The 24,730-nt window shown below is 70.4% G+C and carries 27 protein-coding genes; 16 read left to right on the top strand and 11 right to left on the bottom strand.

Going from position 1 to position 24,730, the window contains the following annotated elements; translation table 11 throughout:
- The first annotated feature begins 669 nt into the window (after window positions 1-669).
- Complete coding sequence (locus tag ACZ60B_RS22095) at window positions 670-891, top strand: hypothetical protein (RefSeq protein WP_469389455.1); 222 nt, start codon at window positions 670-672, stop codon at window positions 889-891.
- A gap of 170 nt (window positions 892-1,061) precedes the next feature.
- Window positions 1,062-1,403: a hypothetical protein gene (locus ACZ60B_RS22100; RefSeq protein ID WP_469389457.1), complete on the top strand. Its 342-nt coding sequence runs from the start codon at window positions 1,062-1,064 to the stop codon at window positions 1,401-1,403.
- A 47-nt stretch (window positions 1,404-1,450) separates the two neighbouring features.
- Here ACZ60B_RS22100 and ACZ60B_RS22105 read toward each other — a convergent pair whose 3' ends face one another.
- The 3 genes from ACZ60B_RS22105 to ACZ60B_RS22115 all read right to left on the bottom strand — a co-directional run bounded on the left by ACZ60B_RS22105 (window position 1,451) and on the right by ACZ60B_RS22115 (window position 4,327).
- Window positions 1,451-2,056: a hypothetical protein gene (locus tag ACZ60B_RS22105; RefSeq protein WP_469389459.1), complete on the bottom strand. Its 606-nt coding sequence runs from the start codon at window positions 2,054-2,056 to the stop codon at window positions 1,451-1,453.
- A complete protein-coding gene (locus ACZ60B_RS22110; protein ID WP_469389461.1) occupies window positions 2,053-2,979 on the bottom strand; it encodes an IS5 family transposase in 927 nt (308 codons plus the stop codon). The genes ACZ60B_RS22105 and ACZ60B_RS22110 overlap by 4 nt, the downstream gene beginning before the upstream one ends.
- A 367-nt stretch (window positions 2,980-3,346) precedes the next feature.
- The gene (locus ACZ60B_RS22115; RefSeq protein ID WP_469389463.1) at window positions 3,347-4,327 is read right to left on the bottom strand and encodes a GlxA family transcriptional regulator; all 981 of its coding nucleotides are present in this window, start codon (window positions 4,325-4,327) and stop codon (window positions 3,347-3,349) included.
- Between the two features lie 128 nt (window positions 4,328-4,455).
- Between ACZ60B_RS22115 and ACZ60B_RS22120 the strand changes: the two genes are divergently transcribed.
- Entirely contained in the window at window positions 4,456-5,421 is a 966-nt protein-coding gene (locus ACZ60B_RS22120; RefSeq protein WP_469389465.1) for an NADP-dependent oxidoreductase, read from the top strand.
- A 44-nt stretch (window positions 5,422-5,465) separates the two neighbouring features.
- Here the strand turns inward: ACZ60B_RS22120 and ACZ60B_RS22125 are convergent, their stop codons facing one another.
- Window positions 5,466-6,233 (bottom strand): SDR family oxidoreductase, encoded by a 768-nt coding sequence (locus ACZ60B_RS22125; protein ID WP_469389467.1) that lies wholly within the window; start codon window positions 6,231-6,233, stop codon window positions 5,466-5,468.
- 189 nt (window positions 6,234-6,422) lie between these two features.
- On the opposite strand from ACZ60B_RS22125, the gene ACZ60B_RS22130 reads away from it, so the two are divergent.
- A complete protein-coding gene (locus ACZ60B_RS22130) occupies window positions 6,423-7,295 on the top strand; it encodes a helix-turn-helix transcriptional regulator (RefSeq protein ID WP_469389469.1) in 873 nt (290 codons plus the stop codon).
- Between the two features lie 21 nt (window positions 7,296-7,316).
- Here the strand turns inward: ACZ60B_RS22130 and ACZ60B_RS22135 are convergent, their stop codons facing one another.
- On the bottom strand, window positions 7,317-7,721 hold the full coding sequence (locus ACZ60B_RS22135) for a winged helix-turn-helix transcriptional regulator (protein ID WP_454400721.1): 405 nt from the start codon (window positions 7,719-7,721) through the stop codon (window positions 7,317-7,319).
- Window positions 7,722-7,865: 144 nt separating this feature from the next.
- Between ACZ60B_RS22135 and ACZ60B_RS22140 the strand changes: the two genes are divergently transcribed.
- Window positions 7,866-8,735, top strand: coding sequence for an SDR family oxidoreductase (locus ACZ60B_RS22140; protein WP_469389472.1), 870 nt, complete (start codon window positions 7,866-7,868; stop codon window positions 8,733-8,735).
- Between the two features lie 601 nt (window positions 8,736-9,336).
- On the opposite strand, the gene ACZ60B_RS22145 is transcribed toward ACZ60B_RS22140, so the two are convergent.
- Window positions 9,337-9,975 carry a ParB/Srx family N-terminal domain-containing protein gene (locus ACZ60B_RS22145; protein WP_469389474.1) on the bottom strand — a complete coding sequence of 213 codons (639 nt, stop codon included), beginning with the start codon at window positions 9,973-9,975 and terminating at the stop codon, window positions 9,337-9,339.
- Window positions 9,972-10,409, bottom strand: a complete 438-nt coding sequence (locus tag ACZ60B_RS22150) for a hypothetical protein (RefSeq protein ID WP_469389476.1) — start codon at window positions 10,407-10,409, stop codon at window positions 9,972-9,974. Before ACZ60B_RS22150 ends, ACZ60B_RS22145 begins: the two co-directional genes overlap by 4 nt.
- A 274-nt stretch (window positions 10,410-10,683) precedes the next feature.
- Between ACZ60B_RS22150 and ACZ60B_RS22155 the strand changes: the two genes are divergently transcribed.
- The 3 genes from ACZ60B_RS22155 (at window position 10,684) to ACZ60B_RS22165 (ending at window position 12,544) form a co-directional block, all read left to right on the top strand.
- Complete coding sequence (locus ACZ60B_RS22155; protein ID WP_469389478.1) at window positions 10,684-11,778, top strand: PP2C family protein-serine/threonine phosphatase; 1,095 nt, start codon at window positions 10,684-10,686, stop codon at window positions 11,776-11,778.
- Window positions 11,779-11,959: 181 nt separating this feature from the next.
- On the top strand, window positions 11,960-12,337 hold the full coding sequence (locus tag ACZ60B_RS22160) for a hypothetical protein (protein ID WP_469389480.1): 378 nt from the start codon (window positions 11,960-11,962) through the stop codon (window positions 12,335-12,337).
- A 12-nt stretch (window positions 12,338-12,349) separates the two neighbouring features.
- Entirely contained in the window at window positions 12,350-12,544 is a 195-nt protein-coding gene (locus ACZ60B_RS22165) for a hypothetical protein (protein WP_469389482.1), read from the top strand.
- A 33-nt stretch (window positions 12,545-12,577) separates the two neighbouring features.
- On the opposite strand, the gene ACZ60B_RS22170 is transcribed toward ACZ60B_RS22165, so the two are convergent.
- The 3 genes from ACZ60B_RS22170 to phoU all read right to left on the bottom strand — a co-directional run bounded on the left by ACZ60B_RS22170 (window position 12,578) and on the right by phoU (window position 13,961).
- A complete protein-coding gene (locus ACZ60B_RS22170) occupies window positions 12,578-12,826 on the bottom strand; it encodes an SCO4226 family nickel-binding protein (RefSeq protein ID WP_469389484.1) in 249 nt (82 codons plus the stop codon).
- 148 nt (window positions 12,827-12,974) lie between these two features.
- Window positions 12,975-13,130 carry a hypothetical protein gene (locus ACZ60B_RS22175; protein WP_469389486.1) on the bottom strand — a complete coding sequence of 52 codons (156 nt, stop codon included), beginning with the start codon at window positions 13,128-13,130 and terminating at the stop codon, window positions 12,975-12,977.
- Between the two features lie 132 nt (window positions 13,131-13,262).
- Window positions 13,263-13,961 carry a phosphate signaling complex protein PhoU gene (phoU, locus tag ACZ60B_RS22180; protein WP_469389488.1) on the bottom strand — a complete coding sequence of 233 codons (699 nt, stop codon included), beginning with the start codon at window positions 13,959-13,961 and terminating at the stop codon, window positions 13,263-13,265.
- Window positions 13,962-14,219: 258 nt separating this feature from the next.
- Here phoU and phoR point away from each other — a divergent pair, with 258 nt between their 5' ends.
- Together phoR and phoP are read left to right on the top strand one after the other, a co-directional pair.
- Entirely contained in the window at window positions 14,220-15,614 is a 1,395-nt protein-coding gene (gene phoR / locus ACZ60B_RS22185) for a two-component system sensor histidine kinase PhoR (RefSeq protein ID WP_469389490.1), read from the top strand.
- Between the two features lie 5 nt (window positions 15,615-15,619).
- The gene (gene phoP, locus ACZ60B_RS22190) at window positions 15,620-16,291 is read left to right on the top strand and encodes a two-component system response regulator PhoP (protein ID WP_004000192.1); all 672 of its coding nucleotides are present in this window, start codon (window positions 15,620-15,622) and stop codon (window positions 16,289-16,291) included.
- A gap of 171 nt (window positions 16,292-16,462) precedes the next feature.
- Here the strand turns inward: phoP and ACZ60B_RS22195 are convergent, their stop codons facing one another.
- Window positions 16,463-17,104: a copper chaperone PCu(A)C domain-containing protein gene (locus tag ACZ60B_RS22195; RefSeq protein WP_469389492.1), complete on the bottom strand. Its 642-nt coding sequence runs from the start codon at window positions 17,102-17,104 to the stop codon at window positions 16,463-16,465.
- A gap of 662 nt (window positions 17,105-17,766) precedes the next feature.
- Here ACZ60B_RS22195 and ACZ60B_RS22200 point away from each other — a divergent pair.
- The 6 genes from ACZ60B_RS22200 (at window position 17,767) to ACZ60B_RS22225 (ending at window position 24,561) form a co-directional block, all read left to right on the top strand.
- Complete coding sequence (locus ACZ60B_RS22200; RefSeq protein ID WP_003953493.1) at window positions 17,767-18,249, top strand: CarD family transcriptional regulator; 483 nt, start codon at window positions 17,767-17,769, stop codon at window positions 18,247-18,249.
- Between the two features lie 279 nt (window positions 18,250-18,528).
- A complete protein-coding gene (gene ispD / locus ACZ60B_RS22205) occupies window positions 18,529-19,308 on the top strand; it encodes a 2-C-methyl-D-erythritol 4-phosphate cytidylyltransferase (RefSeq protein WP_469389495.1) in 780 nt (259 codons plus the stop codon).
- Window positions 19,298-19,834 (top strand): 2-C-methyl-D-erythritol 2,4-cyclodiphosphate synthase, encoded by a 537-nt coding sequence (ispF, locus tag ACZ60B_RS22210; protein WP_469389497.1) that lies wholly within the window; start codon window positions 19,298-19,300, stop codon window positions 19,832-19,834. Before ispD ends, ispF begins: the two co-directional genes overlap by 11 nt.
- Before the next feature lie 192 nt (window positions 19,835-20,026).
- On the top strand, window positions 20,027-21,427 hold the full coding sequence (gene cysS / locus ACZ60B_RS22215) for a cysteine--tRNA ligase (RefSeq protein WP_469389499.1): 1,401 nt from the start codon (window positions 20,027-20,029) through the stop codon (window positions 21,425-21,427).
- Window positions 21,428-21,548: 121 nt separating this feature from the next.
- Window positions 21,549-22,490 (top strand): 23S rRNA (guanosine(2251)-2'-O)-methyltransferase RlmB, encoded by a 942-nt coding sequence (gene rlmB, locus ACZ60B_RS22220; protein ID WP_351620569.1) that lies wholly within the window; start codon window positions 21,549-21,551, stop codon window positions 22,488-22,490.
- 229 nt (window positions 22,491-22,719) lie between these two features.
- Window positions 22,720-24,561 (top strand): DoxX family membrane protein, encoded by a 1,842-nt coding sequence (locus ACZ60B_RS22225; protein WP_469389501.1) that lies wholly within the window; start codon window positions 22,720-22,722, stop codon window positions 24,559-24,561.
- Window positions 24,562-24,730: the final 169 nt, after the last annotated feature.

Consider the following 24,730-nt stretch of genomic DNA (forward strand, 5'->3'; position numbering starts at 1 on the left):
CCAGGGGGCCGATCGGGCTTGTCGCGGGCAGGCAGGAGCCAGCCCGATTCGCGGCCAGCGTATGGCCCCCTGCCCATGCTCGACCCCAGCCCGGGCAGGCCACCGGCCAAAGATCGCGCCAACGCCCCGCGGTGCCGCGCCCCAGGCCGCTCGGAAAGGGAGGGGGTGCATTCCGCGATCCGCGCGAGGTCGGAAAGTGCGCAGCGGGTGCATGTCGTGCCGATGGATGAGCCTTTGATGATTGCCGCAGGCACCAACTCTCGGATTTCCGCTGGTCATCGCCGTGTCCTCACGGCAGTTGAGGCATCAATCGCGCCACACTAGGCCATAAGTGGACACAGCACATATCACTCGCTACGGTCGAAGTGCAGGCGCCAAGTACGGGAGTAACCAAGTCCGTACGTAGGGAATTTGGCGTCGCAAGCCGGAATCCACCGGCCCTCACGGTGCCCAGCGCATCGCGGTGTAGATACCGCTCCCCAGACCGCCACCGCATACGGGATGCGTCCTGGCCAAGTCGAGGCACTTCCCAGGACATGACGTGGTGCGCCAGGCCGGGGTCAATTGAGACATGGGTTCACGCAGAGTGGGTGACCCACGGGGAACGCCTGCGCGGGACCGTTTGACGGATTTCTATCCCCGCAATTTCTCACCGAAGGGGAATTCCCTATGACTCGCACATCTCGTACACGGCGTCTGGTCATCCTCACCGCTTCCGCTGCACTGGCCGCGGGAGGCGCGCTGATCCCCGCCACCGCGTTCGCCGCTCCGGCGTCGGCACAGGCCGGCACTGTGGTCATCCAGGCATCCCAGCAGCAGGTCGGCACCGCTAGCGACTGGGACTGCTTCAAGATCGGCGAGAATTACTACTACGACTACTATTACTGCTAGTGACTACGGGAGTGAACTGACCGTCGTGGGATCTGGCCCATGAGCTTTGGCCGGGCGGCAAGAGCCATCCGGCCAAACGCCGTCCGCCGCCGCCGGGACGTCGGGTGAACGTCCGGAGTGCAGGGCAGGGAGTGAGTGGTTGAAGGCCGCGGTGGGTCGATCATGGCTACATGGTGTCAAGCATCGTCGTCCGGTCCACCGATCTCCTGCTGACCAGTACCTACGACCTCTGGATCCGGTTGCGGGAGCTCCTGAGGAGCCAGGGGCTCGATCCAGATCGAACGGTTGTCGTCGACCTCTTGCAGGAAGGTCCCGATCACGAGGATGGCCAGGTCATCTCTGATGACGGCAGGGTCTACAGATTCACCCTCTTCTACGACCAGGAAGCGGAGCACGGCGCGCGCAACGCCTCGCTCCACAACTGGACCGACGTCACCGACTCTCGGCGGATCGGCTCTCTGGCTACTCGGACAGCAGACGCCTTCGCCTGGAAGTCCCGTCCTGACAATTGAGTTGACCGTCTCAGGCCGTGTTTGAGATCTGCTGGCAGGAAGCCCGACTACCTCAAGAAGTCCTTCCAGAAGGGGACGGTCGCCTTCGGGTTCCAGTTCTCCCAGTCTGGTTCGTGATCTTCGTTGAACTCGTGGTCGATGTAATCGGCCAGGTCGCTGCCGTAGTAGATGATGTCGGTGCCGTCCCAGATCGACAGGACGGGGTGTCCGTAGGTTCGGCGGTCTGCCGGAAGGAATCGGTGCGCGTATACCGGGGCCAGTTGAGGGACTGCTGCCAGATGCCGTTCGGCGACGGCCCGGGCATCCTGCGGCTCTGCGGGCCGCCGACCCCATCCCCGGTACCAGTAACCATGCTCCACCTCGAGCAATATGCCCTCGGTCGGCCGTGCGAGATGGGATCGCAGCTCGGCGGGATCGCCGTTGCGCCAATCGGGCCAGGGCTTGTCCCAGGTCGCGCCTTCCTGGGGCGGTTCGCTGACCGGCAGGCCGGCAGCGAGAAAGGCACGGTGATCGTCTGAGAATTGGAAGCCGTATTCCGCCTGTATGCGCTCGAACTCGTCGTCAGTGAGCCCTGGCTCGATCTCGCAGCAGTCCGCCTGCTTCAAGCGACGGGCGGCTTCGGCCCCGAGTCGGGCCGCGTTGATGTCGATCACGATGGAACAGTAGTGCCCATACTGGCCCGAGGTTCAACGGGTTTACCTGGGCCCCGACGAGCAAGAGGGCGCGGACCGACGCGGGTCGCGGCTCGTCCTCGGGTAAGGCGACGGACCATAACGCCGATCATGGCCCAGCGAATCATGGTTTCGGCGTGGGCGGGACTGGTTTCGTAGTCGCGGGCCAGACGCCGGTTGGTGGTGAGCCAGGCGAAAGTGCGCTCGATCGCCCACCGCTTGGGTTGGACCTGGAAGCCCCGCTGCCCGGGGTCCTTGCGGACGATTTCCAGTTCCTGGCCGAGGATCTGGGCGGTCCAGTCGACCAGGCGGCCGGCGAAGCCCTGGTCCGCCCACACCTTTCGCACGCTCGGGTGGTCCAAACGGGCCCACAGCAGCGCCCGCTTGGCGCCGTCGCGGTCCTGGATGCTTGCGGCCATGACGTGGACGGTCAGCAGCAGGCCGAGAGTGTCGGTGACCAGGAACCGCTTACGGCCTTTGACCTTCTTGCCGGCGTCGAAGCCTCGCGTCGTGGTGGGGACGGTGTCGGCTGTCCGGATCGACTGCGAGTCGATCAGCCCGGCCGTGGGCTCTGCGTTGCGGCCGTCGGCTTCGCGAACCCGGTCGCGCAGCACATCGTGGATCTTCTCGACGGTGCCCTTGTCGTGCCACCGGGTGAAGTACCAATACACCGTCGGCCAGGGCGGGAAGTCGTGCGGCAACTGCCGCCAGGCACAGCCGGTCCGCACCACGTAGAGGATCGCATCCACGATGCAGCGTCGCGGATGCTTCTCCCGCCGACCGCCCTTCGGCCCCGTCCGTGGCGGCGGAAGCAGCGGGTTCACCACCGCCCACTGCTCGTCGGACAGGTCCGACGGATACCCCCCAGCACCAGTCACGGCACACTCGACGACCGCTTCCGCCACACGACACGGCAGATCTCAAACACGGTCTCAGACAAGTCACTTCGGGGCGAAAAGCCGTCGTGCCACATCCGTGCCAGAACGGACGGGGACTCACGGGGAGTCAAGGTATACAGAGGCGCGTGTCGCCGACCCCACTCACGCTAGGGGAACCGCAGGTCACGCCTACGATCGCCCCGCCTCGCTCCTAAAGCGGGTGTCGCAGGTTCGAATCCTGCCGGGGGCACCAGGCCAGAGGGGGCGCACCCACGGATGTTCGTCGGTGCGGCCCCTCTGACGTCCACGGCTGAGATCAACGAGTGCGGTCATCGGGGACGCGGGTGAAGGAGCGTCAGGCGTTGCGCGGAGCAGGCGGCGCCCGGCCGGGTGGTCACTGTGCCGTCATGGGCTCCGGTGCGTTGTGGGCGCGACGGTAGGCCAGTGGTGACAGGCCCAGGTGCGTGTGGAAGTGCTTGCGCAGGGCGACGGGGTCGCCGAAGCCGCAGACGGTGGCGATCCGCGCGACGGTCAGGTCGGTGGACTCCAGCAGCAGGCGCGCGTGGGCCAGCCGCCGCTGCGCCAGCCACTTCAGCGGGCTGCTGCCCACCTCGCCGCGGAACCGCCGGGTGAAGGTGCGCACGCTCATGTGCGCGTGCCGGGCCATGTCCTCCAGGGTGACCGGCTCGGCCAGCCGGTCCAGCGCCCACTGCCGGGTCGCCGAGGTGGAACGGTCGGTGTCCTGCGGAACCGGGTGCTCGATGAACTGCGCCTGGCCGCCCTCGCGCCACGGCGCCACCACGCAGCGGCGCGCGGCGGCCGAGGCCACCGCCGCCCCGTGGTCCAGACGGACCAGGTGCAGGCACAGGTCGATGCCGGCCGCTCCGCCGGCGGACGTCAGGATGCGTCCGTTGTCGACGAACAGCACGTCCGGATCGACCTCGACGTCGGGGAACAGCCGCGCCAGCGCGTCACACAGCGCCCAGTGCGTGGTGGCCCGCCGACCGTCCAGCAGACCGGCCGCCGCGAGCAGGAAGGCCGAGGTGCACAGGCTGACGATGCGGGTCCGGGGCCCGATCCGGTCCAGCGCCGCGGCGAGTTCCTCGGAGAGCGCGCCGGTCGCGAGCAGGCGCTCGCCGGGCTCCTGCGTGGCCAGAACGACGGTGTCCGCGCTCTCCAGCACCGACTCGTCGTGGTCGACGACGATCCGGTAGTCCTCGTGCGTGCGTACCGGCCGGCCGCCGAGGGAGCAGGTGACGACGGAGTACAGACGGGTCCCGTCCGGTTCGCAGGCCTCGTTGAACACCCGCGCCGGGATGCCCAGGTCCAGCGGCAGGACTTTGTCGAGGGCGAGAACGACAACACGATGCGGCATGGCCGGAATGGTACGACAGGTGACCCTCCGGCCACTCACTCACCTCCGCGGGCACACGCCACTGTTTCTTCTGCCGGGACCGCGCTCCCGGCGGAAGAAACAGCGATACGGACACGAGCGAGGACGACATGAGTGAGCACACCATGCGGGCTGTCACCGTCACGGAGTTCGGCGGACCGCAGGTACTGACCGCCGAGGAGGTCGCGCGCCCCGAGCCGCTGCCGACCGAGGTGCTGGTGCGCGTGCACGCGGCCGGCGTCAACCCGGTGGACTGGAAGACCCGCGAGGGCCAGGGCATGGCGGGACTGCAGACGTTCCCGCTGATCCTGGGCTGGGACGTCTCCGGTGTCGTGGAGGAGGTCGGCTTCGGCGTCACCACGCTCGCGCCCGGCGACGAGGTGTACGGCATGCCGTGGTTCCCGCGCGCGGCCGGCGGCTACGCCGAGTACGTGAGCGCCCCGGCCCGCCAGTGGGCCCGCAAGCCGGCCACCCTGGACCACGTGCACGCGGCCGCCGTGCCGCTGGCGGCGCTGACCGCCTGGCAGACCGTGGTCGACACCGCCCACGTGCGGGCCGGCCAGCGCGTCCTGATCACGGCCGCCGCCGGAGGGGTGGGCCACTTCGCGGTCCAGTTCGCCCGGCACCTGGGCGCCCACGTGATCGCCACCGCCAGCGCCGCACGCCACCCCTGGCTCAAGGAGCTCGGCGCCGACGAGAGCGTCGACTACACCACCACCCGCTTCGAGGACGCCACCGAGAACATCGACGTCGTCATCGACCTGGTGGGCGACGCCCACGACCGGACCAGCACCCGCTCGCTGAAGGTCCTGCGCCCGGGCGGCCTGCTGGTGGCCGTCCCGGCCGGTGTCTCCCCGGAACTGGCCGCGGCCGCCGAGGCGGCCGGGGTGCGGGTCACCCCGTACCTGGTCGAGCCCGACGGCGCGGCGCTGACCACGATCGCGGGCCTGATCGACGCCGGCGAGGTCGCCGTCGAGGTGGCGGAGACCTTCCCGCTGGAGCAGGCCGGCGCGGCCCACTCCCGCGTCGAGGCCGGCCGTACCCGCGGCAAGGTCGTCCTCACCGTCGCCGACTGACCACCCCGGCCTCACCCCTGCGGTGACCGGTGCGATCCCGCCGTTCAGCGCCGTCCCTGCCGGCTCGGGAGCATCGAGAGGGCCTGCGAGCGCTGGGCCACCAGTTCGTCGTAGGTGCCGTCGCGCTCGGCCCAGCGGTGTACCCGGACGCGGTCGACGAGGATCTCGCGCGGAGTGGGCTCGGTCCCCAGCAGGTCCATCACCTCGGTGGCGAAGTCGTCGAGCGGCAGCGCGTGCGGGTTCACCTTTTCCTGTCCTGCCGTGGCGACGGCCGGGGGGACGAGCTCGACGACGCCGACACCGGTGCCGTCGAGCTGCGCGCGCAGTGCCTCGGCGTAGGCGTGCACCGCGGCCTTCGAGGCGGCGTAGCTGGGCATGGGCGGGAAGGGCAGGAAGGCGATGCCGGAGGTGACGGTGATGAAGGTGCCGGCGCCCCGCCGGACGAGGTGCGGGGTGAAGGCGTCGATGACCCGGATGGTGCCGAGCAGGTTGGTGTCGATCGTCGTTGCTGCCGCCTCGAAGTGCGCGGGGTCGCGCAGGTCCTCCAGGAGCATGACGCCCGACATCGTCACCACGGTGTCCAGCTCGGGATACCGGGCGAGCACGGCGTCACGGGCAGACGCGACGGAGGCGCTGTCGGTGACGTCGATACCGAACGTGCCGAAACCTTCTTCGGCGAGTTCCGAGAGTGCCTTCGGGCTGCGGCCGGCAACGGCCACGGTGCTGCCCGCCGCGGCGAACCGGCGGGCCAGCTCTCGCCCGATGCCCGAGGTTCCGCCGACGACGAGAACGGTGCGGTTGGAGAGATCCACGGGATCTTCCCTTCGGTCCAGGGCGCCGACGGAGTTCAAGCCCGCGGCGCAGACAGTGATGTTCCCTGTCTCTTTCGAAACGGTGTCATCGCAGTCTTGGCGGCGTTCGCCGGATGTGGCAGTGCCCCCGTCTTCCCTGGTCCTGCCAGGGCCCCCTCTGAGACACGCGCACCGCATTACGGTGTCGGTATGAAGGATGAGGAATCCGGCAACCGGCTCGGCAGCTATCTGCGTGCCCGGCGTGAGCTGGTCTCCCCGGAGCAGGCGGGGCTCCCGCCCGGCGGCAACCGTCGCGTGCCGGGCCTGCGCCGTGAGGAAGTCGCCCTGCTCGCCGGGATCAGTCCCGACTACTACCTGCGCCTGGAACGCGGCCGTGACAAGAACCCCTCACCACAGGTCCTCGAATCACTCGCGCGCGTCCTGGGGCTCGACGACGTCGAACGGACGTATCTGCTCGGCCTCGCGGCGGCACGTCCCAGGGCGCCACGCCGCAAGCGGCCCGAGCACGTACCGGCGCGGGTGCACGAGCTGCTCGCCCACCTTCAGATCCCCGCGTTCGTCGAAGGGCGCGCGTTCGACGTCCTGGCCTCCAACCCCATGGCCGTCGCACTCTCCCCCCGCCTGCGGCCCGGCCAGAACCGGCTGCGCTCTCTCCTCCTCGACCCCGAGGAACAGGCGTTCCACCAGGACTGGACGAAGGCCACCGCGGATTTCGTCGCCGCCCTTCGCGCCACCATCGGGGACGACACCGACAACCCCCGGTTCGTCGAACTCGTCGGGGAACTCGCACTGTCCAGCCAGCGGTTCCGCACCCTGTGGGCCCGCCACGACGTCCGCAGTCTCGACGGAGGCACGACCACGGTCCACCACCCCGTCGTCGGTGAACTACGCCTCCACCGCGACAAACTCCCCATCGACGACGTCATCCTCGTCGTCTACTACCCCGACAAGGACAGCGACAGCGACGAGAAACTGCGGCTCCTCGCCGCACTCTCACTCACCGGGTCCGCCGGCACAGCACACGGCAGTCCGGCGGACGACCCGCTCCCGAAGACACCCTGACGAACGGCCACCGGCCGCCGCCTACCGGGTGCGCTCGGTGCGGTCGTCGTACTCCCCGCGGGCGGTGATGACTTCCTCGATGTGCCGCACCGACCACTCCGTGAGCGCTTTCAGTGGTTCCCGCAGCGTCTGGCCGAGGGCGGTCAGTTCATACTCCACGTGCGGCGGCACCTCCGGGTAGACGGTCCGGCTGACCAGCCCGTCGCGTTCGAGGGTGCGCAGCGTCTGGGTGAGCATCTTCTCGCTCACGCCCGCCAGTGCCTGCCGGAGCCGGCTGAACCGGGAGACCCCGTTCCGGCCGAGTTCGCCCAGCACGAGGACCGCCCACTTGCTGCCGATCTGGTCGAGCAGGTCCCTCGACGGGCAGCCGCGCTCGTACGGATCAAATGACGGCATGGGTCCGGTCACGTTCTCGACAGCCGCCATACGTCTCACCTCAACACTTTCGCCTAGGTAAGTACCCTACCAAGAAGTTGCTACTTCCCAATGGAGAGTGTGCAGGCCACCCTGAATTCCATCCCGCCGTGGACGAACCGCGACAGTCGCGCCAGGCACGCGCGGAAGGAAGGAATGACCATCATGTCGATCGTCGTCACCGGAGCCACCGGCCAGCTGGGCAGGCTCACCGTCGAGGCGCTGCTGCGGCGGGGGATCCCGGCCGCGGACATCATCGCGACCGGCCGGGACATCGCCGGGATCAAGGACCTGGCCGACAGGGGCGTCACGGTGCGCCGCGCCGACTTCGCGGACACCGACAGCCTGGCCGAGGCCTTCGCGGGGGCGGACAGACTGCTGCTGGTCTCGGCCTCGGTCCCCGTGCACGAACGGGTCGCCAACCACCGCCGCGTGATAGACGCCGCGGTGGCCGCGGGCGTATCGCTGGTGGCGTACACCAGCACGACGCACGCGGACACGGCCACCACCGTCATCGGCGCCACGCACGGCGAGACCGAGGAGTACCTGCGGGACCGCGAGATCCCCAGCGTGCTGCTGCGCAACGGCTGGTACCTGGAGAACTACACCAGCCAACTGCCGCAGATCCTGCAGAACGGCGCCGTCGTCGGCGCCGCGGGCGAGGGGCGGATCAGCGCCGCGTCCCGCGCCGACTACGCCGAGGCCGCGGCGGTCGTCCTCACCACCGAAGGCCACACCGGCGCCGTGTACGAGCTCGGCGGCGACGAATCCTTCACGCTGACCGAGCTCGCCGCCGCGATCTCCGCCGCGACCGGGGAACAGGTCGGCTGTGCCGACCTCCCGGTGACCGAGTTCGCCCGGGTACTGGCCGCCGCAGGCCTGCCCGCCGAGCTGGCGGAGGTCCTCGCCGACGCCGACCTCGGCATGAGCCGCGGCGAGATGTACACCGACTCCGGCGACTTGCGCCGCCTGATCGGCCGCCGGCCCGTGACCCTGGACGAGGCACTCGCGGTCGCGTCGCATTAATCCGGGGCCAGGGACTTTGCGAGGTGGCGGAAGTGCTGCCGCAGCGTGGCGCCCTCATCGAGCTCCCGGTAGTACGCCACCGTCTCTGCCCTGATGTGCTCCAGGTCAACCACGGGACCATCGCGTCGGCGAACGCACACGGTTGCCCCGTTCTGACATCCACGAGTGACATCAACGGCGCCGGACGCCAGCACCCCGAGACGGTCTGGCACGGCCACCGTGGCCCGGGGACCTCCCGGCAGTGTCGAGTGGCGATCGAACTCCTGAAGCGGTGGTCAGCACGGTTGCTGCACCAGCGAGGCATCGCAACCATCGCGACCGGACTCGACCGCCGGCAGTCCCGCATGCCGGGACCTGTCTGGGACCTCCGAGGTCAACCAGCGACGACAGATGACGACCGCTGACGACCGTCCCACCGCAGGTCAGTTGAGGCGGCCACCTTGCTGATCAGCACCGGAAAACGGGCGGTCGAAACCAGGGCAAGAAGAAGTAACCCGACACCAGCAAGCCCCCGACCTGCGAGTTTCTCGCGGGGCGGGGGCTTTTTGGCGGGGCTGGGCGGTCAGGCGCCGGCCGGTCCCACGGGGCATCACCGGTTCGGTCAGCTCAAGCCGTGCAGACGCTTGTATTCGAGCGCGTAAGCCAGCTTGCCGGGCTTGGCGTCGGAGTACGGCTTGGTCAGCTCGGCGAACTCGCCCTTGTCGGCGGCCTTGCCCGCCTTCCACTGCGCCAGGGCGCCGAGGTCGGCGGCGGTGAAGCCGTTGTCGACGGTCGTGTCCTCGGGCAGTGCGGTCATCGCCTCGGTCATGCCCTTGACGGTGGCCAGGTAGCTGCCGAGGTCGTCGCGGTCCCAGCCGGCCAGGTCGACGGGCTCGGCGTCGCGGACCCGGCTGCCCCAGTAGAACTCCTGGAAGGGCAGACCGTTCTGCTCGTAGCCGATGTCGCGCCCGAAGTAGAGCACGCTGCGGTACTGGTCGTTGCCGAAGCCGGCCAGTCCCACGCTGGTCGGCAGCTTGTTCACCTTGACCGGGTTGCCCTCGGGGTCGCTCAGGTACACCCACTTGTGCGCCTTCATCCGGGCCCAGAAGTCCTGGCGGGTGAGGTTGCTGTAGTTGGCCAGCACCCGCAGCCGGAGGTGCAGGTCGGCGCCGCCGTCGGGGGTCTCGTAGAAGGCCGTGAGCGTGTGGTGCCCATCGGTGAGGAACGGTTCGCCGCCCGGACCGATGACGACCGTCTTCATCGGCTCGACGCTGTCCGCCGTCTCTCCGCCGACCGGCAGTTCGCAGGTGAACGAGGACGGACGGTCCAGGCGCGCGCCGGACGACACCGTCGCCGCGGCTGTGCGGCTGTGCGGCCGTCGGCCTCGCACCAGTCGTCGAACTTCTTGTTGACCGCGTCCTTGCCGGGCGTGTAGCGACCGAGCTCGCAATACACCTCGCCATAACCCAGCGAGGGCTGGGTCGGGTGCACGTCGCCGATGCGGACATCGAGCAGGTCATCGGCCCTGGCGCACAGGTACGACGCGAAGGGCGTGCTGCGGTTGTCGTGGCCGCAGAACACCGGCCGGGTACCCGGCGCGCCGGGGGCGGCGACCGCGGCGGGGGCCGAGGCGGCGGCGATGGCCAGCGCCGCTCCGGCCGCCGAGACCCGGGCGGACGGAAGTCCGAGTCGCATGAACACTCCTCGCGGGCAGTGCAGATGTGATCGGCGAGGGTGTCAGCGATCGGCCAACACCCGACATCACGCCCATGACATGCAGGGGAACCTGCGTGAACGATGCCGACTCTGCGCCCGGCCGCGTGCCGGTGGGCGGGTTTCTGCGGGGCATATGCCATTCGGGTTGCAGTCGACGGGCTGCGGGCGAGCCGGGGGAAGTGCGGCGGCGGGGCGTGCGGGGCGGGCCTTAGCCTGGGCCGGCAGGGAGAGCCGTCGGCATCGGGAGCTGCGCGTGGCGAGGCCGGGAGTGTGGCAGTGGCTGGAGAAGCGCAGGCGCCTGATGCCGGCCGCCCTGCTCACCGGAGCAGGTCTGATCGACTTTCTCACGCCGTCCACGGTCAGTGCCGCGGCCTTCTACGCGGCCGCGATCCTGATGGCCGCGCCTCTGCTGACCCTGCGCGGCACCGTCCTCACCGGGGCGTGCGCGTTTTTTCTCGACCTGGCCTCGTACATGTACTTCGGCTACCACCGAAGTGGGCCCGAGGTCAGCGAGCTGGCCATGGTGGCGACGGTGACCGTGATCGCGATCTTCCTCAACCGCCTCCTGGATCACCTCCAGACCCAGCTGCGTTCCGTGCGCGACATCGCCGCCGCCGTCCAGTACGCCGTGCTGCCGGGGCCGCCGAAGGCGAGCGGTCCGCTGCGTTTCGCCGCGCGCTACGAGGCGGCACAGGCGGACGCACAGATCGGCGGGGACCTCTACGCCGTGGTCGACACCCCGTACGGCGTGCGCTGCGTGGTCGGTGACGTGCGCGGCAAGGGACTGGACGCGGTCAGGGCGGTCGCGGCCAGCGTCTTCACCTTTCGCGAGGCGGCCCTCCAGGAGCCCAGCCTGACCAAGCTCGTGGAGCGGCTGGAGCGGGCCGCCGTCCTGGAGACCCAGCAGTCGGGCAGCGAGACCGAGCTCGAGGGGTTCATCACGGGCGTGGTGGCGGAGTTTCCCCGGCACGAGAGGGCGGTCCGCCTCGTCAACCGCGGCCACCCCGCACCCGTGCTGCTCCTGCCCGGCGACGTGAAGTACGTCGAGCCCAGCCGACCGGCCGTGCCCCTGGGCATGGCCGCCCTGGCCGACGACCCGGCCCCCGTCGACCTGGTGGCCTTCCCGGAGGGGGCGACTCTGCTGCTCTACACGGACGGGCTGACGGAGGCCCGCGACGAGAAGGGCGTCTTCTACGACCCCGTGGGGGGAGCCGCCGTATTCCCGGATGCCCGACCGGACGCCCTCCTCGACGCCCTGCTGGCCGATGTGCACCGGCACACCGGTGGCCGGAGAACCGACGACATGGCATTGCTGGCCATCGCCTGCGCACCGGAGCGGACGCAGTGAAAAGCGGTTCGAATTCCGCGTGCGCGTAAGGAAGTTGACCGGCAGTCGCTGATTTCGCCAACCCGGGGAGACGCCGGGGTCAAGTCATGGGCCGGGCGGCAATGGCACAACTCCCCGGTGATTCCCTCTGTCTGACGCGGGTGAAGTCATCACCCCGTCGATGAAAGCGGGAGACCGCATCATGCGTCCACGCGCCACTGTCACCGCCACCGCCGCCCTCGCCGCCGCCCTGGTCGTCACCGCTCCGGCCGGCCCGGCCGCCGGGGCCGCGCAGGCCGACTCGCCCACGAGATTCAGCGACATCGTGGTCAACCAGAGGTTCGACTGCACGGTCGTCGTCGGGGCCAGGGCGAAGGTCGTCTTCCAGGTCTTCGCGACGGTCGACGACCCGTCCGGCGTCCGGAGCGTGACGTACGGGCTGTGGCACGGGGACATCCGGGCGCAGGCCGACGGCCGGCCGGCCCAGGTCGGGTCCGGCCGCTGCGTGAAGCAGAGCGGGACCACGTCCAAGGGCAAGGCCGTCACGGTCAGGGCCCGGACGACCGTCGCGAGCTGGTAACAGCACGAGGACGTGCCGCTCATCGGGCACCAGGTGCTGCTCCGGTTCCGCAAGGGCAGGAGCGGCGCCTTCGGCACGCCGCAGAAGGTCAGGACCGACCGGAACGGCTGGGCCAAGGCCTCCGTGAAGGCGACGGTGGACGGCGAGTACCGCTACTGCTTCGCGGGCACCGGCCTCACCCCGGCCTCGCCGACTTCGTCGACGTGAAGTGAGCCGGGACCGCCGGGGCGGGCGGCGTCATCAGACGGACAGGGGGACCGCGTGGATCTCGTCCGCCTTGTGGCCGGCGCGTTCGTGCACGCGCTGGACCGCCTCGGCGGAGGGAGCCTCGGAGAGGCAGTAGACGGTTCCGGTGGCCGGGTCCGCCCAGGCCCGTTCGAAGTGCACCTGCTCGTCGCCCTCGATCGCGAGGTCCGCCTTGTGGGCCGCGGCCAGCTGGTCGGCCGTGATGCCCTGCATACCGTGGTGGATGTCCATGAACTGGGGCATGGTCCCGCACCTCCTGTCCCTGCGGATCACCTTCCATGCTGCGCCCGTACGGCCGAGGCGGCGACCGGCGGGGTGCAAGGAGAGGCGGGACGCGCGACGGCGTACGACGATCTTCGTCGTCGTACGCCGTCGCGTGTCGTGGGCTTCGTCAGCCGCACTGGCAGGGGTTGCCCGACTGGCACCCGCACCCGCAGCCCGAGCCGCAGCCGCACGCGCCGATCAGCGTCAGGTTCCTGATGTCGGCGGGCTGCTCGGTGGGGCGTTCCTGCGCGGGGTCGGGTGTCGTGCTGGGGGATTCGGCCATGTCTCTGGGTCCCTCCACTCGAGGCGGTGCCTGTGCCCATTCCATGCCCGCTCCACCGGGCGCATCAACGGCGCACAGTGGCTTCGGGCACGCCCCGGCCGATCCCCTTCGCGCCTGTTCGGATACGGAGGGTCAGACGCCCTTGGGGCCGGAGGCCTGGATCTCCGGCTGGATGTCGGGCTGGAGCTCGTCCGCGTGCTCACCCGTCACCAGGAACACCACGCGCTTGGCGACCGCCACCGCGTGGTCGGCGAACCGCTCGTAGTAACGGCCCAGCAGCGTCACGTCGACCGCGGTCTCGATGCCGTGCTTCCAGCGGTCGTCCATCAGGTGCTGGAACAGGGTGCGGTGCAGCAGGTCCATGGCGTCGTCGTCGGTCTCCAGCTGCATCGCCAGATCGACGTCCTTGGTGATGATCACCTCGGCCGCCTTCGCCATCAGACGCTGCGCGAGCTGACCCATCTCCAGGATCGTGGCGTGCAGGTCGTGCGGTATGGCGTGCTCCGGGAAGCGCAGGCGCGCGAGCTTCGCCACGTGCTGGGCGAGGTCGCCGGAGCGCTCCAGGTCGGCCGACATCCGCAGTGACGTGACGACGATCCGCAGGTCGGTGGCGACCGGCTGCTGCCGGGCCAGCAGGGCTATCGCGCGGGCTTCCAGGTCGTGCTGGAGCTCGTCGACCTTCTTGTCCGCCTCGATGACGCTCTCGGCCAGCTTCAGGTCGGAGTCGAGGATGGCGGTCGTGGCGCGCCCGATCGCCGACCCGACCAGCCGGGCCATCTCCACCAGTCCGTCGCCGATCGAGTCCAGTTCCTCGTGGTACGCGTCCCGCATCAGGTTCCCTCTCGTACGTGTTCCATAGGGGTTTGGGGGGCCGGTCCTCCGGACATGTGAGTCCTCGAACGTCTGAGTCCTCGAACGTTTCGAACCGGCGGTACGAACCCCACGCTCCCACGTTCAGGCCTGTACGCGTCGGTTTCCGTCACCCAAAATGAACCACTGCTAGCTCCAAGGTGAACTCTGGGCGACGAGTGTTCGAGGTCGCACTTCGATGGCTGTAGCCATCCGGGACGGCATGCCTAACCTGGGGGCATGGACGTGAACGCGGCGGTCGCCGCAGCGGCAGCGATCGCCGGGGTGCTCACCGGCGCCATCGCCATGCTGGCGTTCCGCTGGAGCGAACGCGACCAGCAGCGACCCACCAGAACCTCTCTGCACACCGACCTCGTGCTCCCGCCGGGGGTGGACACGGTCCTGTCCGTGCTCCGCTCCTCCGCCGTCGTGCTCGACGAGGCGGACGCCGTGGTCAAGGCGAGCTCCGCCGCGTACGCCCTCGGGCTGGTGCGCGGGGGGAAGCTCGCCGTCGAACCCATGCTCCAGATGGCCCGGGACACCCGGCGGGACGGCGAGATACGCCAGGTCGAACTGGATCTGCCCAGGCGGGGGACCGGGCGGGGCGAGGCCCTCGCCGTGTCCGCGCGGGTCGCCCCCCTCGGCTCCCGGCTCGTCCTGCTCCTCGTCGAGGACCTCACCGAGGCCCGGCGCATCGAGGCGGTACGGCGCGACTTCGTCGCGAACGTCAGCCATGAGCTCAAGACCCCGGTCGGCGCGCTCTCCCTGCTCTCCGAGGCCGTCATGGACGCCTCGGACGATCCGGAGGCGGTGGAGCGCTTCGCCGGGCGGATGCAGATCGAGGCCACCCGGCTGACGAACCTGGTCCAGGAGCTCATCGACCTCTCCCGGGTCCAGAACGACGACCCCCTGGAGGACGCCGAGCCCGTCCGGGTCGGCGAACTGGTCGCCGAGGCCATCGACCGGTGCCGTCACCAGGCCGGCACCAAGCAGATCACCATGGCCGCGGGTGGCACCGCCGACCTGCGGATCTGGGGGAACAGGGGGCAGCTCGCCGCCGCACTGGGCAATCTCGTCGAGAACGCCGTCAATTATTCGCCGGCCCGCACCCGCGTCGGCATAGCCGCCCGCCGGGTCAGCGTGCCCAGCGGGGATCTCATCGAGATCGCCGTGACCGACCAGGGCATCGGCATCTCGGACAAGGACAAGGAGCGCATCTTCGAGCGCTTCTACCGGGTCGACCCCGCCCGCTCCCGTGCCACGGGTGGTACGGGCCTCGGGCTGGCGATCGTCAAGCACGTGGCCGCCTCGCACGGCGGGGAGGTCACGGTGTGGAGCTCCGAGGGACAGGGCTCCACGTTCACTCTGCGGCTGCCGGAGGCGGGTGCGGCCCGCGACCGCGCCCAGCAGCATCCCGATCTCGACCACGTGGACGACACCTACGACGATCACGTGAACGACGAATACGACGACTACGACGAGGACATCCCCGAGAACGTCATCGACAACGCCGTCGAGGACGCCGTCGGGAACGTCGAGACCGGCCGGGCCGCACCTTCGGCCCACCCCTCGCGCACCACATCCCCCGACTCAACCGCGTACGAAACGCTTTCCGCCCCGGAGGTCCTTCCGTGACCCGTGTGCTTGTCGTCGAGGACGAGGAGTCCTTCTCCGACGCCCTGTCGTACATGCTCCGCAAGGAGGGCTTCGAGGTCGCAGTCGCGACCACGGGCCCTGACGGGCTCGACGAGTTCGAGCGCAACGGCGCCGATCTCGTCCTGCTCGATCTGATGCTGCCGGGGCTGCCCGGCACCGAGGTGTGCCGTCAGCTGCGCGGCCGCTCGAACGTCCCGGTGATCATGGTCACCGCCAAGGACAGCGAGATCGACAAGGTGGTCGGTCTGGAAATAGGAGCCGACGACTACGTCACCAAGCCGTTCTCCTCGCGCGAACTGGTCGCCCGTATCCGGGCGGTCCTGCGCCGCCGGGGCGAACCCGAGGAGGTCACTCCGGCCGCGCTGGAGGCCGGCCCGGTCCGGATGGACGTCGACCGCCACGTGGTCACCGTCTCCGGCTCGAAGGTCGACCTCCCGCTCAAGGAGTTCGACCTGCTGGAGATGCTGCTGCGCAACGCGGGCCGCGTCCTCACCCGTATGCAGCTGATCGACCGGGTCTGGGGCGCCGACTACGTCGGTGACACCAAGACCCTCGACGTCCACGTCAAGCGCCTGCGCGCGAAGATCGAGCCGGACCCCGGTGCGCCGAGGTACCTGGTGACGGTGCGCGGCCTCGGCTACAAGTTCGAGCCGTAGACAGCCGTCGGGAGTCGGGGCGGGCCGGAGGAATCCGGTACGCACGGAGAAGGGCGGCACCCCGGAGAGGGTGCCGCCCTTCTCGCACGTGCACGGGCCGGACCCGCGGCGCACCGCTCACGGGTCGCGCCCGGAGACGGACCCGCGGGCCGGCCCGCGGGCCGGGCCTGCCTACTGGCCGGCCGCCGACTCGGTGGCGGTCGCGTTCGGGGACGCCGACTCGTTCGGGGAGGCGGACTCGTTCGGGGACGCCGACTCGCCCGGCGACGCCTCCTCGGTGGCGGACGGCGTGACGCTCGGGATGTCGCTCGGGCCCCAGGAGGAGAAGTAGCTCTCGGCCGGGACGACGAAGGCGCTGATGTTCACGGCGCCGGTCGAGCTGAAGGTGAAGGTGATCTTCTGGACGTTGCCGTTCTGGACGGCCTCGGCGGCGTCGGAGAGCACCGCGGAGGCGTTGTCCTTGCCGCCGAGGACCAGGGAGCCGCCCGCCGGGATGCTCAGCTTGTCGCTGCCCTTGGCGGGGGAGAGCTTGGCGCTGCCGCCGCCCTCGACGCTGATGGAGTCCAGGGTCTGGGCGCTGGTGCCGCTGTTGAAGACGGTCGCGGAGATCACCGAGGGACCCGAGGTGTCCGTGCCGGGCTGGGTGATGACGAGAGCGTTCTGGATCTTGATGTCGCCGACGCTCGTCGCCGCGTTGTCGGGCTGGACCTCCAGCGTCTGGGAACTGTTGCCCGCGCCGCACGCGGCGAGCGAGGCGATCGAGAACGCGATGGCGGAGGCGGCGAGGGCGCCGCGTCGAAGGCTGCTGCTCACGGCGGCGGCTTCTCCTTGAACGCAGGGGCAGCTGTACCTAAAGCCGCCCTAAGTGTCTGTCAGCGGCCTTAGGTTACCGAGCCGTTCCGGAGCCGCCGCACCCGACCCTCCCCCGGGGCGCCCGGCTTCGCTCAGCAGGCGGTACCCGGACGGCTTTCCGGAGCCGGAAGCGACCGGGAACGTATTGGTCCCACCGTCGTACGAGATTCACTTAGACGGGCTTGCGGATTTTCCGTGGCGGAATACCTGGTGGTGGCAGGCCCCTAAGCGGCGGAATTGATCACCGATGTGGTCGGTCGGCCGTTCCTCCGGACTTGTGATCTCCCCTTGCGATCTTCCCTCGTGATCACCCCGTGATCAATTCCGGAATCGTGTCGCGGTCGACACCGGCAACCGAACGGAGTAGCGGAAGTCGATCGTATGGAACCAGACATTTAGGGACGTTCGGCCGCTTGGGGCGGCCTCCGGATGTGTGTAACGTGTGCGTTTCCCTTCCCCTGGACAGCCGCTCCGACCTGCGAATACCCGCTTCCGATCGGCCCGCGATGCACGTTCCTGTTGCTGTTGTCAAGCCCCGAGATATGCCCTGACCTGCGAAAACGCCATTCAGAACCCGTCGTTTCCGTGTTACTCTGGATAGCCACGGAAGGGGTACCTGTCACATGACGTTCAAGGTTGGCGACACCGTGGTCTATCCCCATCACGGGGCCGCGCTGATCGAGGCTATCGAAACTCGTCAGATCAAAGGCGTGGACAAGACCTACTTGGTGCTGAAGGTCGCCCAGGGCGACCTGACGGTACGTGTGCCAGCGGACAATGCGGAGTTCGTCGGCGTGCGTGATGTGGTCGGTCAGGACGGGCTGGACCGGGTCTTCGAGGTGCTGCGCGCTCCGTACGCCGAGGAGCCCACGAACTGGTCACGCCGCTACAAGGCAAATCTGGAGAAGCTCGCCTCCGGCGATGTCATCAAGGTCGCGGAAGTCGTGCGTGACCTGTGGCGTCGTGAGCGCGAGCGCGGACTCTCCGCCGGTGAGAAGCGCATGCTCGCCAAGGCCCGCCAGATCCTGGTGAGCGAGCTGGCTCTCGCGGAGAACACGAACGAGGACAAGGCGGAGGCCCTGCTCGACGAGGTCCTCGCGTCCTGACGCGCGGCGGCACCGTCCGCCCTGCTCAGCACGCCGCTCACTCTGCACAGTGAAATGCCGCGGTGCCCGATGACGTATCTTCTGTCGCCGGGCGCTGCGGCATTTCTTCGTACGCCGTACTCGGATGCCGTACGCCACGAGGAATTCCCCCGATACTGGTGTGCCGGGCCCGGGCAGCTGGCTCGACCGGTGTCACGGAAGGGTTCCGGTCGAGGCGTCGCGCCCGGCACGCTGTGGCCATACCCACGTAGGCCGAGCACACAAACCTGACAGGAACCGATGTCTGACGTTTCGCGCCCTTCGACCGCGGATGCCGTTCCGGAAGTCCCGGCTGTGACCACCCGTACCGCCGTCGTGATCCCGGCCGCCGGCCGGGGTGTGCGCCTCGGTCCGGGCGCACCCAAGGCGCTCCGCGCGCTGAACGGCACCCCCATGCTCATCCACGCCGCGCGCGCCATGGCCGCGTCCCGCGCCGTCTCCCTGGTCGTCGTCGTGGCGCCGCCCGACGGCGCGGGCGAGGTCAAGTCGCTGCTCGACGCGCACGCGCTGCCGGAGCGGACCGACTTCCTCGTCGTCCCCGGCGGCGAGACCCGCCAGGAGTCGGTGAAGCTCGGCCTCGACGCGCTGCCGCCGGACTGCGGCATCGTGCTCGTGCACGACGCCGCCCGGCCCCTGGTGCCGGTCGACACGGTCGACGCCGTGATCGAGGCCGTACGGGAGGGCGCGGCCGCGGTCGTGCCCGCGCTGCCGCTCGCGGACACGGTCAAGGAGGTCGAGCCGGCGACCGTGGCGGGCGAGCCGGAGCCGGTGCTCGGCACGCCCGAACGGAAGCGGCTGCGGGCCGTCCAGACTCCTCAGGGCTTCGACCGGGCCACGCTGCTGCGCGCCCACGAGACCGTGACCGACGACGTCACCGACGACGCGAGCATGGTGGAGCGGCTCGGCCTGCCGGTCGTGGTGGTCCCCGGGCACGAGGAGGCCTTCAAGGTCACCCGGCCGCTGGACCTGGTGCTGGCGGAGGCGGTCCTGGCGCGCCGGAGGCTGAACGATGGCTTCTGAGCTCTCCGGGACGTCCGGTGCCGACCGGGGCGCCGGGGCGTACGTGCCCGTGCTGCCGCAGGTGGGGATCGGTACGGACATCCACGCCTTCGAGGAAGGGCGCGAGCTGTGGTGCGCCGGTCTGAAGTGGGAGGGCGAGGGTCCGGGCCTGGCCGGGCACTCCGACGCGGACGTCGTCGCCCACGCCGCGTGCAACGCGCTGTTCTCCGCGGCCGGGCTCGGTGATCTGGGGCAGCACTTCGGCACCGGGCGGCCCGAGTGGGCCGGGGCGTCCGGGGTGACGCTGCTGACCGAGGCCGCGCGGCTGGTGCGCGAGGCCGGGTTCGTCATCGGCAACGTCGCCGTCCAGGTCGTCGGGCCCCGCCCGAAGATCGGCAAGCGGCGCGACGAGGCGCAGAAGGTCCTGTCCGAGGCGGTCGGCGCGACGGTCTCGGTGTCCGGGGCCACGACGGACGGGCTCGGCTTCCCCGGGCGCGGCGAAGGCCTGATGGCGGTGGCGACGGCGCTGGTGGTCCGCGCGGGCTGAGCCCGCCCGGACGGCGCCGGTGGTCCGTACGGGCCGAGACCGCCCTCCCCTCCACGCACCCGGCCCGGCCGGGACGCAGGGCCGGGAGGGGGCTCCGCCCCGCGCGTCCGCGGGTTCGCGTGCTCCCGTCGTCCGGGAGAATTAAGGCGGAAGGGTCGCGGGGCACTGCCTCACGACCACTACCCTGGAGTGGTGACTATTCGCCTGTACGACACCAGCGCCCGGCAGATCCGTGACTTCGCCCCGCTCAAGCCGGGTTGTGTCTCGATCTACCTGTGTGGTGCCACCGTTCAGGCGGCCCCCCACATCGGACACATCCGGTCGGGGCTGAACTTCGACATCATGCGCCGCTGGTTCGCCTACCGCGGTTACGACGTCACGTTCATCCGCAACGTCACCGACATCGACGACAAGATCATCAAGAAGTCGCACGAGCAGGACCGCCCCTGGTGGTCCATCGGCTACGACAACGAGCGCGCGTTCAACGACGGCTACCAGGCCCTCGGTTGCCTGCCGCCCACGTACGAGCCGCGGGCGACCGGGCACGTGCCCGAGATGATCGAGATGATGCGCGGGCTCATCGAGCGCGGACACGCCTACGAGGCAGACGGCAACGTCTACTTCGACGTGCGCTCCTTCCCGGGGTATCTCCAGCTCTCCAACCAGGAGTTGGACAACCTCCGCCAGCCCTCGGGCGAGGGCGAGACGGGCAAGCGGGACCACCGCGACTTCGCCATGTGGAAGTCGGTCAGGCCCGGCGAGCCGAGCTGGGAGACGCCGTGGGGGCGCGGGCGCCCGGGCTGGCACCTGGAGTGCTCCGCCATGGCGCACAAGTACCTCGGTTCCGCCTTCGACATCCACGGCGGCGGGCTCGACCTGATCTTCCCGCACCATGAGAACGAGATCGCCCAGGCCAAGGCGTTCGGCGACGAGTTCGCCCGGTACTGGGTGCACAACGCCTGGGTCACCAAGGCCGGCGAGAAGATGTCCAAGTCGCTCGGGAACTCGGTCCTCGTCTCCAAGATGGTCAAGGACTGGCGCCCGATCGTGCTGCGCTACTACCTCGGCACCCCGCACTACCGCTCCATGATCGAGTACAGCGAGGAGGCCCTGCGCGACGCCGAGTCGGCGTTCGCGCGCATCGAGGGCTTCGTGCAGCGGGTCGTGGAGAAGGCGGGCGGGGTCGTCGAACCCGCCGCCGAGGTGCCGCCCGCCTTCGCCGAGGCGATGGACGACGACCTGGGCGTGCCGCAGGCGCTCGCCGTCGTGCACACCGCCGTCCGGCAGGGCAACTCCGCGCTCGCCGCCGACGACAAGGAAGCGGCGGTCGCCCGTCTCGCCGAGGTGCGCGCCATGCTGGGCGTCCTCGGGCTCGACCCGCTCGACCCGCACTGGGCCGAGGAGACGGACCGGGGCGACGATCTGCACGGCGTCGTCGACAGCCTCGTACGACTGGTCCTCGACCAGCGCGAGGCGGCCCGGACCCGCAAGGACTGGGCCACCGCGGACGCCATCCGCGACCAGCTCAACCAGTCCGGACTCGTCATCGAGGACGGTCCGCAGGGGCCGCGCTGGAGCCTCGGCCCGCGCTGACCCCACCCGATCGCCCACGTGATCGATTGTGCCGTCCGGGCCTCCGGGCGGCACACTTCATAGACGTACACGCTTCGACGCGGGCGCACGCGCCGCGTCGCCCCGCACAGACAGGTAGGTCATGGCCGCTAACAACCGCCGCATGTCCGGCAAGAAGGGCGCGCAGGTCGGCAGTGGCGGCCAGCGACGCAAGGGCCTGGAGGGCAAGGGCCCGACCCCGCCCGCCGAGATGCGCAAGAAGCACAAGAAGAACCGCATCGCCACCGCGAAGGCGAAGCAGGTCGCCCGCCGTCCCGTGGTGCGCGGCCGCGGCGGCAAGGGCACGTCCGAGATGGTCGTCGGGCGCAACCCCGTGGTCGAGGCGCTGCGTGAGGGCGTGCCCGCCTCCACGCTCTACGTCCAGCAGTTCATCGACAACGACGAGCGGGTGCGCGAGGCGCTCCAGCTCGCGGCCGAGCGCGGCGGGATCAACCTCATGGAGGCCCCCCGTCCCGAGCTCGACCGGATGACGAACGGGCTCAACCACCAGGGCCTGGTCCTCCAGGTCCCGCCGTACGAGTACGCCCACCCCGAGGACCTGGTGGCCGCCGCCTACGACGAGGGCGCCGATCCGCTCATCGTCGCCCTCGACGGCGTCACCGACCCGCGCAACCTCGGTGCCGTCGTACGGTCCGTCTCCGCCTTCGGCGGCCACGGCGTCGTGGTGCCCGAGCGGCGCGCCGCCGGTATGACCGCCGGTGCGTGGAAGACGTCGGCCGGTACGGCCGCGCGTACCCCGGTGGCCCGCGCCACCAACCTCACGCGCGCCCTGGAGGCGTACAAGAAGTCCGGTCTCACCGTGGTCGGCCTGGCCGCCGACGGCGAGGCCGAGGTGGGCGACCTGGAGGCGCTGGGCGGCCCGGTCGTCATCGTCGTCGGCAGCGAGGGCAAGGGACTGTCCCGGCTGGTCGGCGAGACCTGCGACTTCCGGGTGCGGATCCCGATGCCCGGTGGCGCGGAGTCGCTGAACGCGGGTGTCGCGGCGGGTGTCGTGCTGTACGAGGCGGCCCGGCGCCGCGCCTGAGATCGACCGGACGCAGGTCCGGGGCAGGACCGGCGCGGGCCCGGTGCGGGGCGGAGACAGGTCCGGGGCGCGTCCGACGCGTGCCTCGGGCCGGGCCGGAACGCCGTCCGAACGGACGTCCGCCCCTGTCACTCACTCGGGGCAATCCGGGCGACGAGGACAACCTTGACGGGGTCCGGACAGATCCGCCCGGTCAAAGCAGTGTCCTAACTCCACGTCACTCGGTTAGATGAGTGTGGACACCAGAACACCCCGCACACCCACGGGGGACCGCTCGTCGGGATACGACGACGCTCCCGCGCTGAGCATGGTGAAGGTGCCGAGCGATCCGGCGCAGGTCATCGTCAATCACGCGAGCTTCCGCGTCCAGCTGGGCACGTCGGCGAGACGCGCCCAATCACCGCGGATCGCACGGCACTTGAGCGTCGGCGTGGGCACCGCCCAGGCGCCCGCGGCGGGCGGCGCCGGAACCCGTCGCCGCGCGGTCGTCTGGAGCGGCAGGTCCGCCCCCGACGACACCGGCGCCCACCGCCTCCTCCAGGCCGTGCGGGCCGGCAGCGTCCGGCACGGCGAGCAGCCCTCCGCCGACGCCGGGGCCACCCAGGTCATCCCGCGCGTCGACCCGACGACGGCGGCCCCGGGCCGACCCGGTGGCGGCTACGGCGGCTACGGCGGTTACGGCGGCGGGTACGACGAGCTGGACCAGACCCTGGAGACCCCCGTCGTCGGCGCCCAGCGCACCTCGGGCGACGGTATGCCCGCCGGGGCCCGCCTCCTGCCTCACATGCGCACGGTCGGCAGCGCCTACGACGAACCCGCCTACGGACGGCCCGCGCACGCCGGCCCCGGTCACGGCGCACCCGCCTACGGCGGTCCCGGGCACCGCGAACCCGCCTACGACGACGGGCGGTTCGAGGACGCGTACGACGACATCGAGGCGGCGGGCGGGGCGCGGCACGGTTCGCGCTCCGGGCGGCGCGCCGACGACCCGTCACGGCACGCCTACTTCCCCGGCCGCCGGATGAACCTCGGCGTGGTCCTGCTCCCGCTGCGCATCTTCCTCGGCTTCATCTCGGTGTACGCCGGCATGGGCAAGCTCTGCGACCCGCTCTACTTCGACGGCGGCAAGCGCGGCTCCATGGTCAAGTGGCTCGACACCCTGCACCCCTGGGAAGTCGCCGAGCCGCTGCGCCAGTTCGCGCTCCAGCACCCGGTCGGTTCCGGCCTGGTCATCGCCTTCCTCCAGGTCGTCGTGGGCGTCCTGACGTTCCTCGGCTGCTGGCAGCGGGTCACCGCGGTGGTCGGCGCCGCGCTGTCCGCCGCGCTCCTCGTGACCGTCAGCTGGAAGACGGTCCCGGTCTACGACGCGCCCGACATCATCTGTCTCGCCGCCTGGTCCCCGCTGATCATCGCGGGCGCGCCCGTCTACTCGATCGACGGACGCCTCGCGGCCGGTGCCTGGCGCCGCCTCGGACCCCGCTCGGACATCTGGGAACTGCGCCGGTACGTCCTGCGCCGCGGCGCCCTCGTCACGGCCGTCGCCGTGGGCCTCACCCTGCTCGTCGGCTCCCTGCTCGGCGGTGCGGTCCGCGACGCCGACCGGGTCGTGGTCCCCGGCCCCGGCGAGGCCCCGCGCAACGAACTGCCGGGTTCGCCGCTCCCGCAGGACCCGGCCAAGCGCAAGCACCGGCAGAAGCCGTCGCCCTCCTCCAGCGCGCCGACCCACGACGCCCCCTCCGGTGCGGCCAGCCCCTCCAGCGACACCGCCACCACCCCGGACGCCACCCGCGACACCGGCAGCGACGCCACCACCGGCGCGCCCAGCCGGCGGCAGAGCCAGAGCACGACCGGCCAGGCGCCGTCCCAGCAGTCCACCTCGTCCGGCGGCGCCCCGAGCACCAGCTCCGGTCCCTCGTCCGGCGGCAGCGGCTCGCCCAGTGGATCCAGCGGTTCCAGCAGCTCGGGCGGCTCCGGCGGATCCGGCGGCTCGGGTGGCTCCGGCGGCTCGGGCGGCGGTTCGGGCTCCTCCTCCGCCGGCCAGTCCGGCCTGGTCGGCGGCCTGCTCGGCTAGGGCTACGACCGTCACGACGACGGGGCCCCGCACGGATGACGTGCGGGGCCCCGTCGTCGTACGGGCGCTGTACGGGCGCTGTACGGGCGTCGCACGGGCTTGTGCGGCGTCGTACGAGCTGTGTGCGTCCCTGACCCGGGAAAGGGGCGTCCGGGGGGGCGGGGAGAGC

The sequence above is a fragment of the Streptomyces sp. NPDC104096 genome (assembly GCF_055584385.1).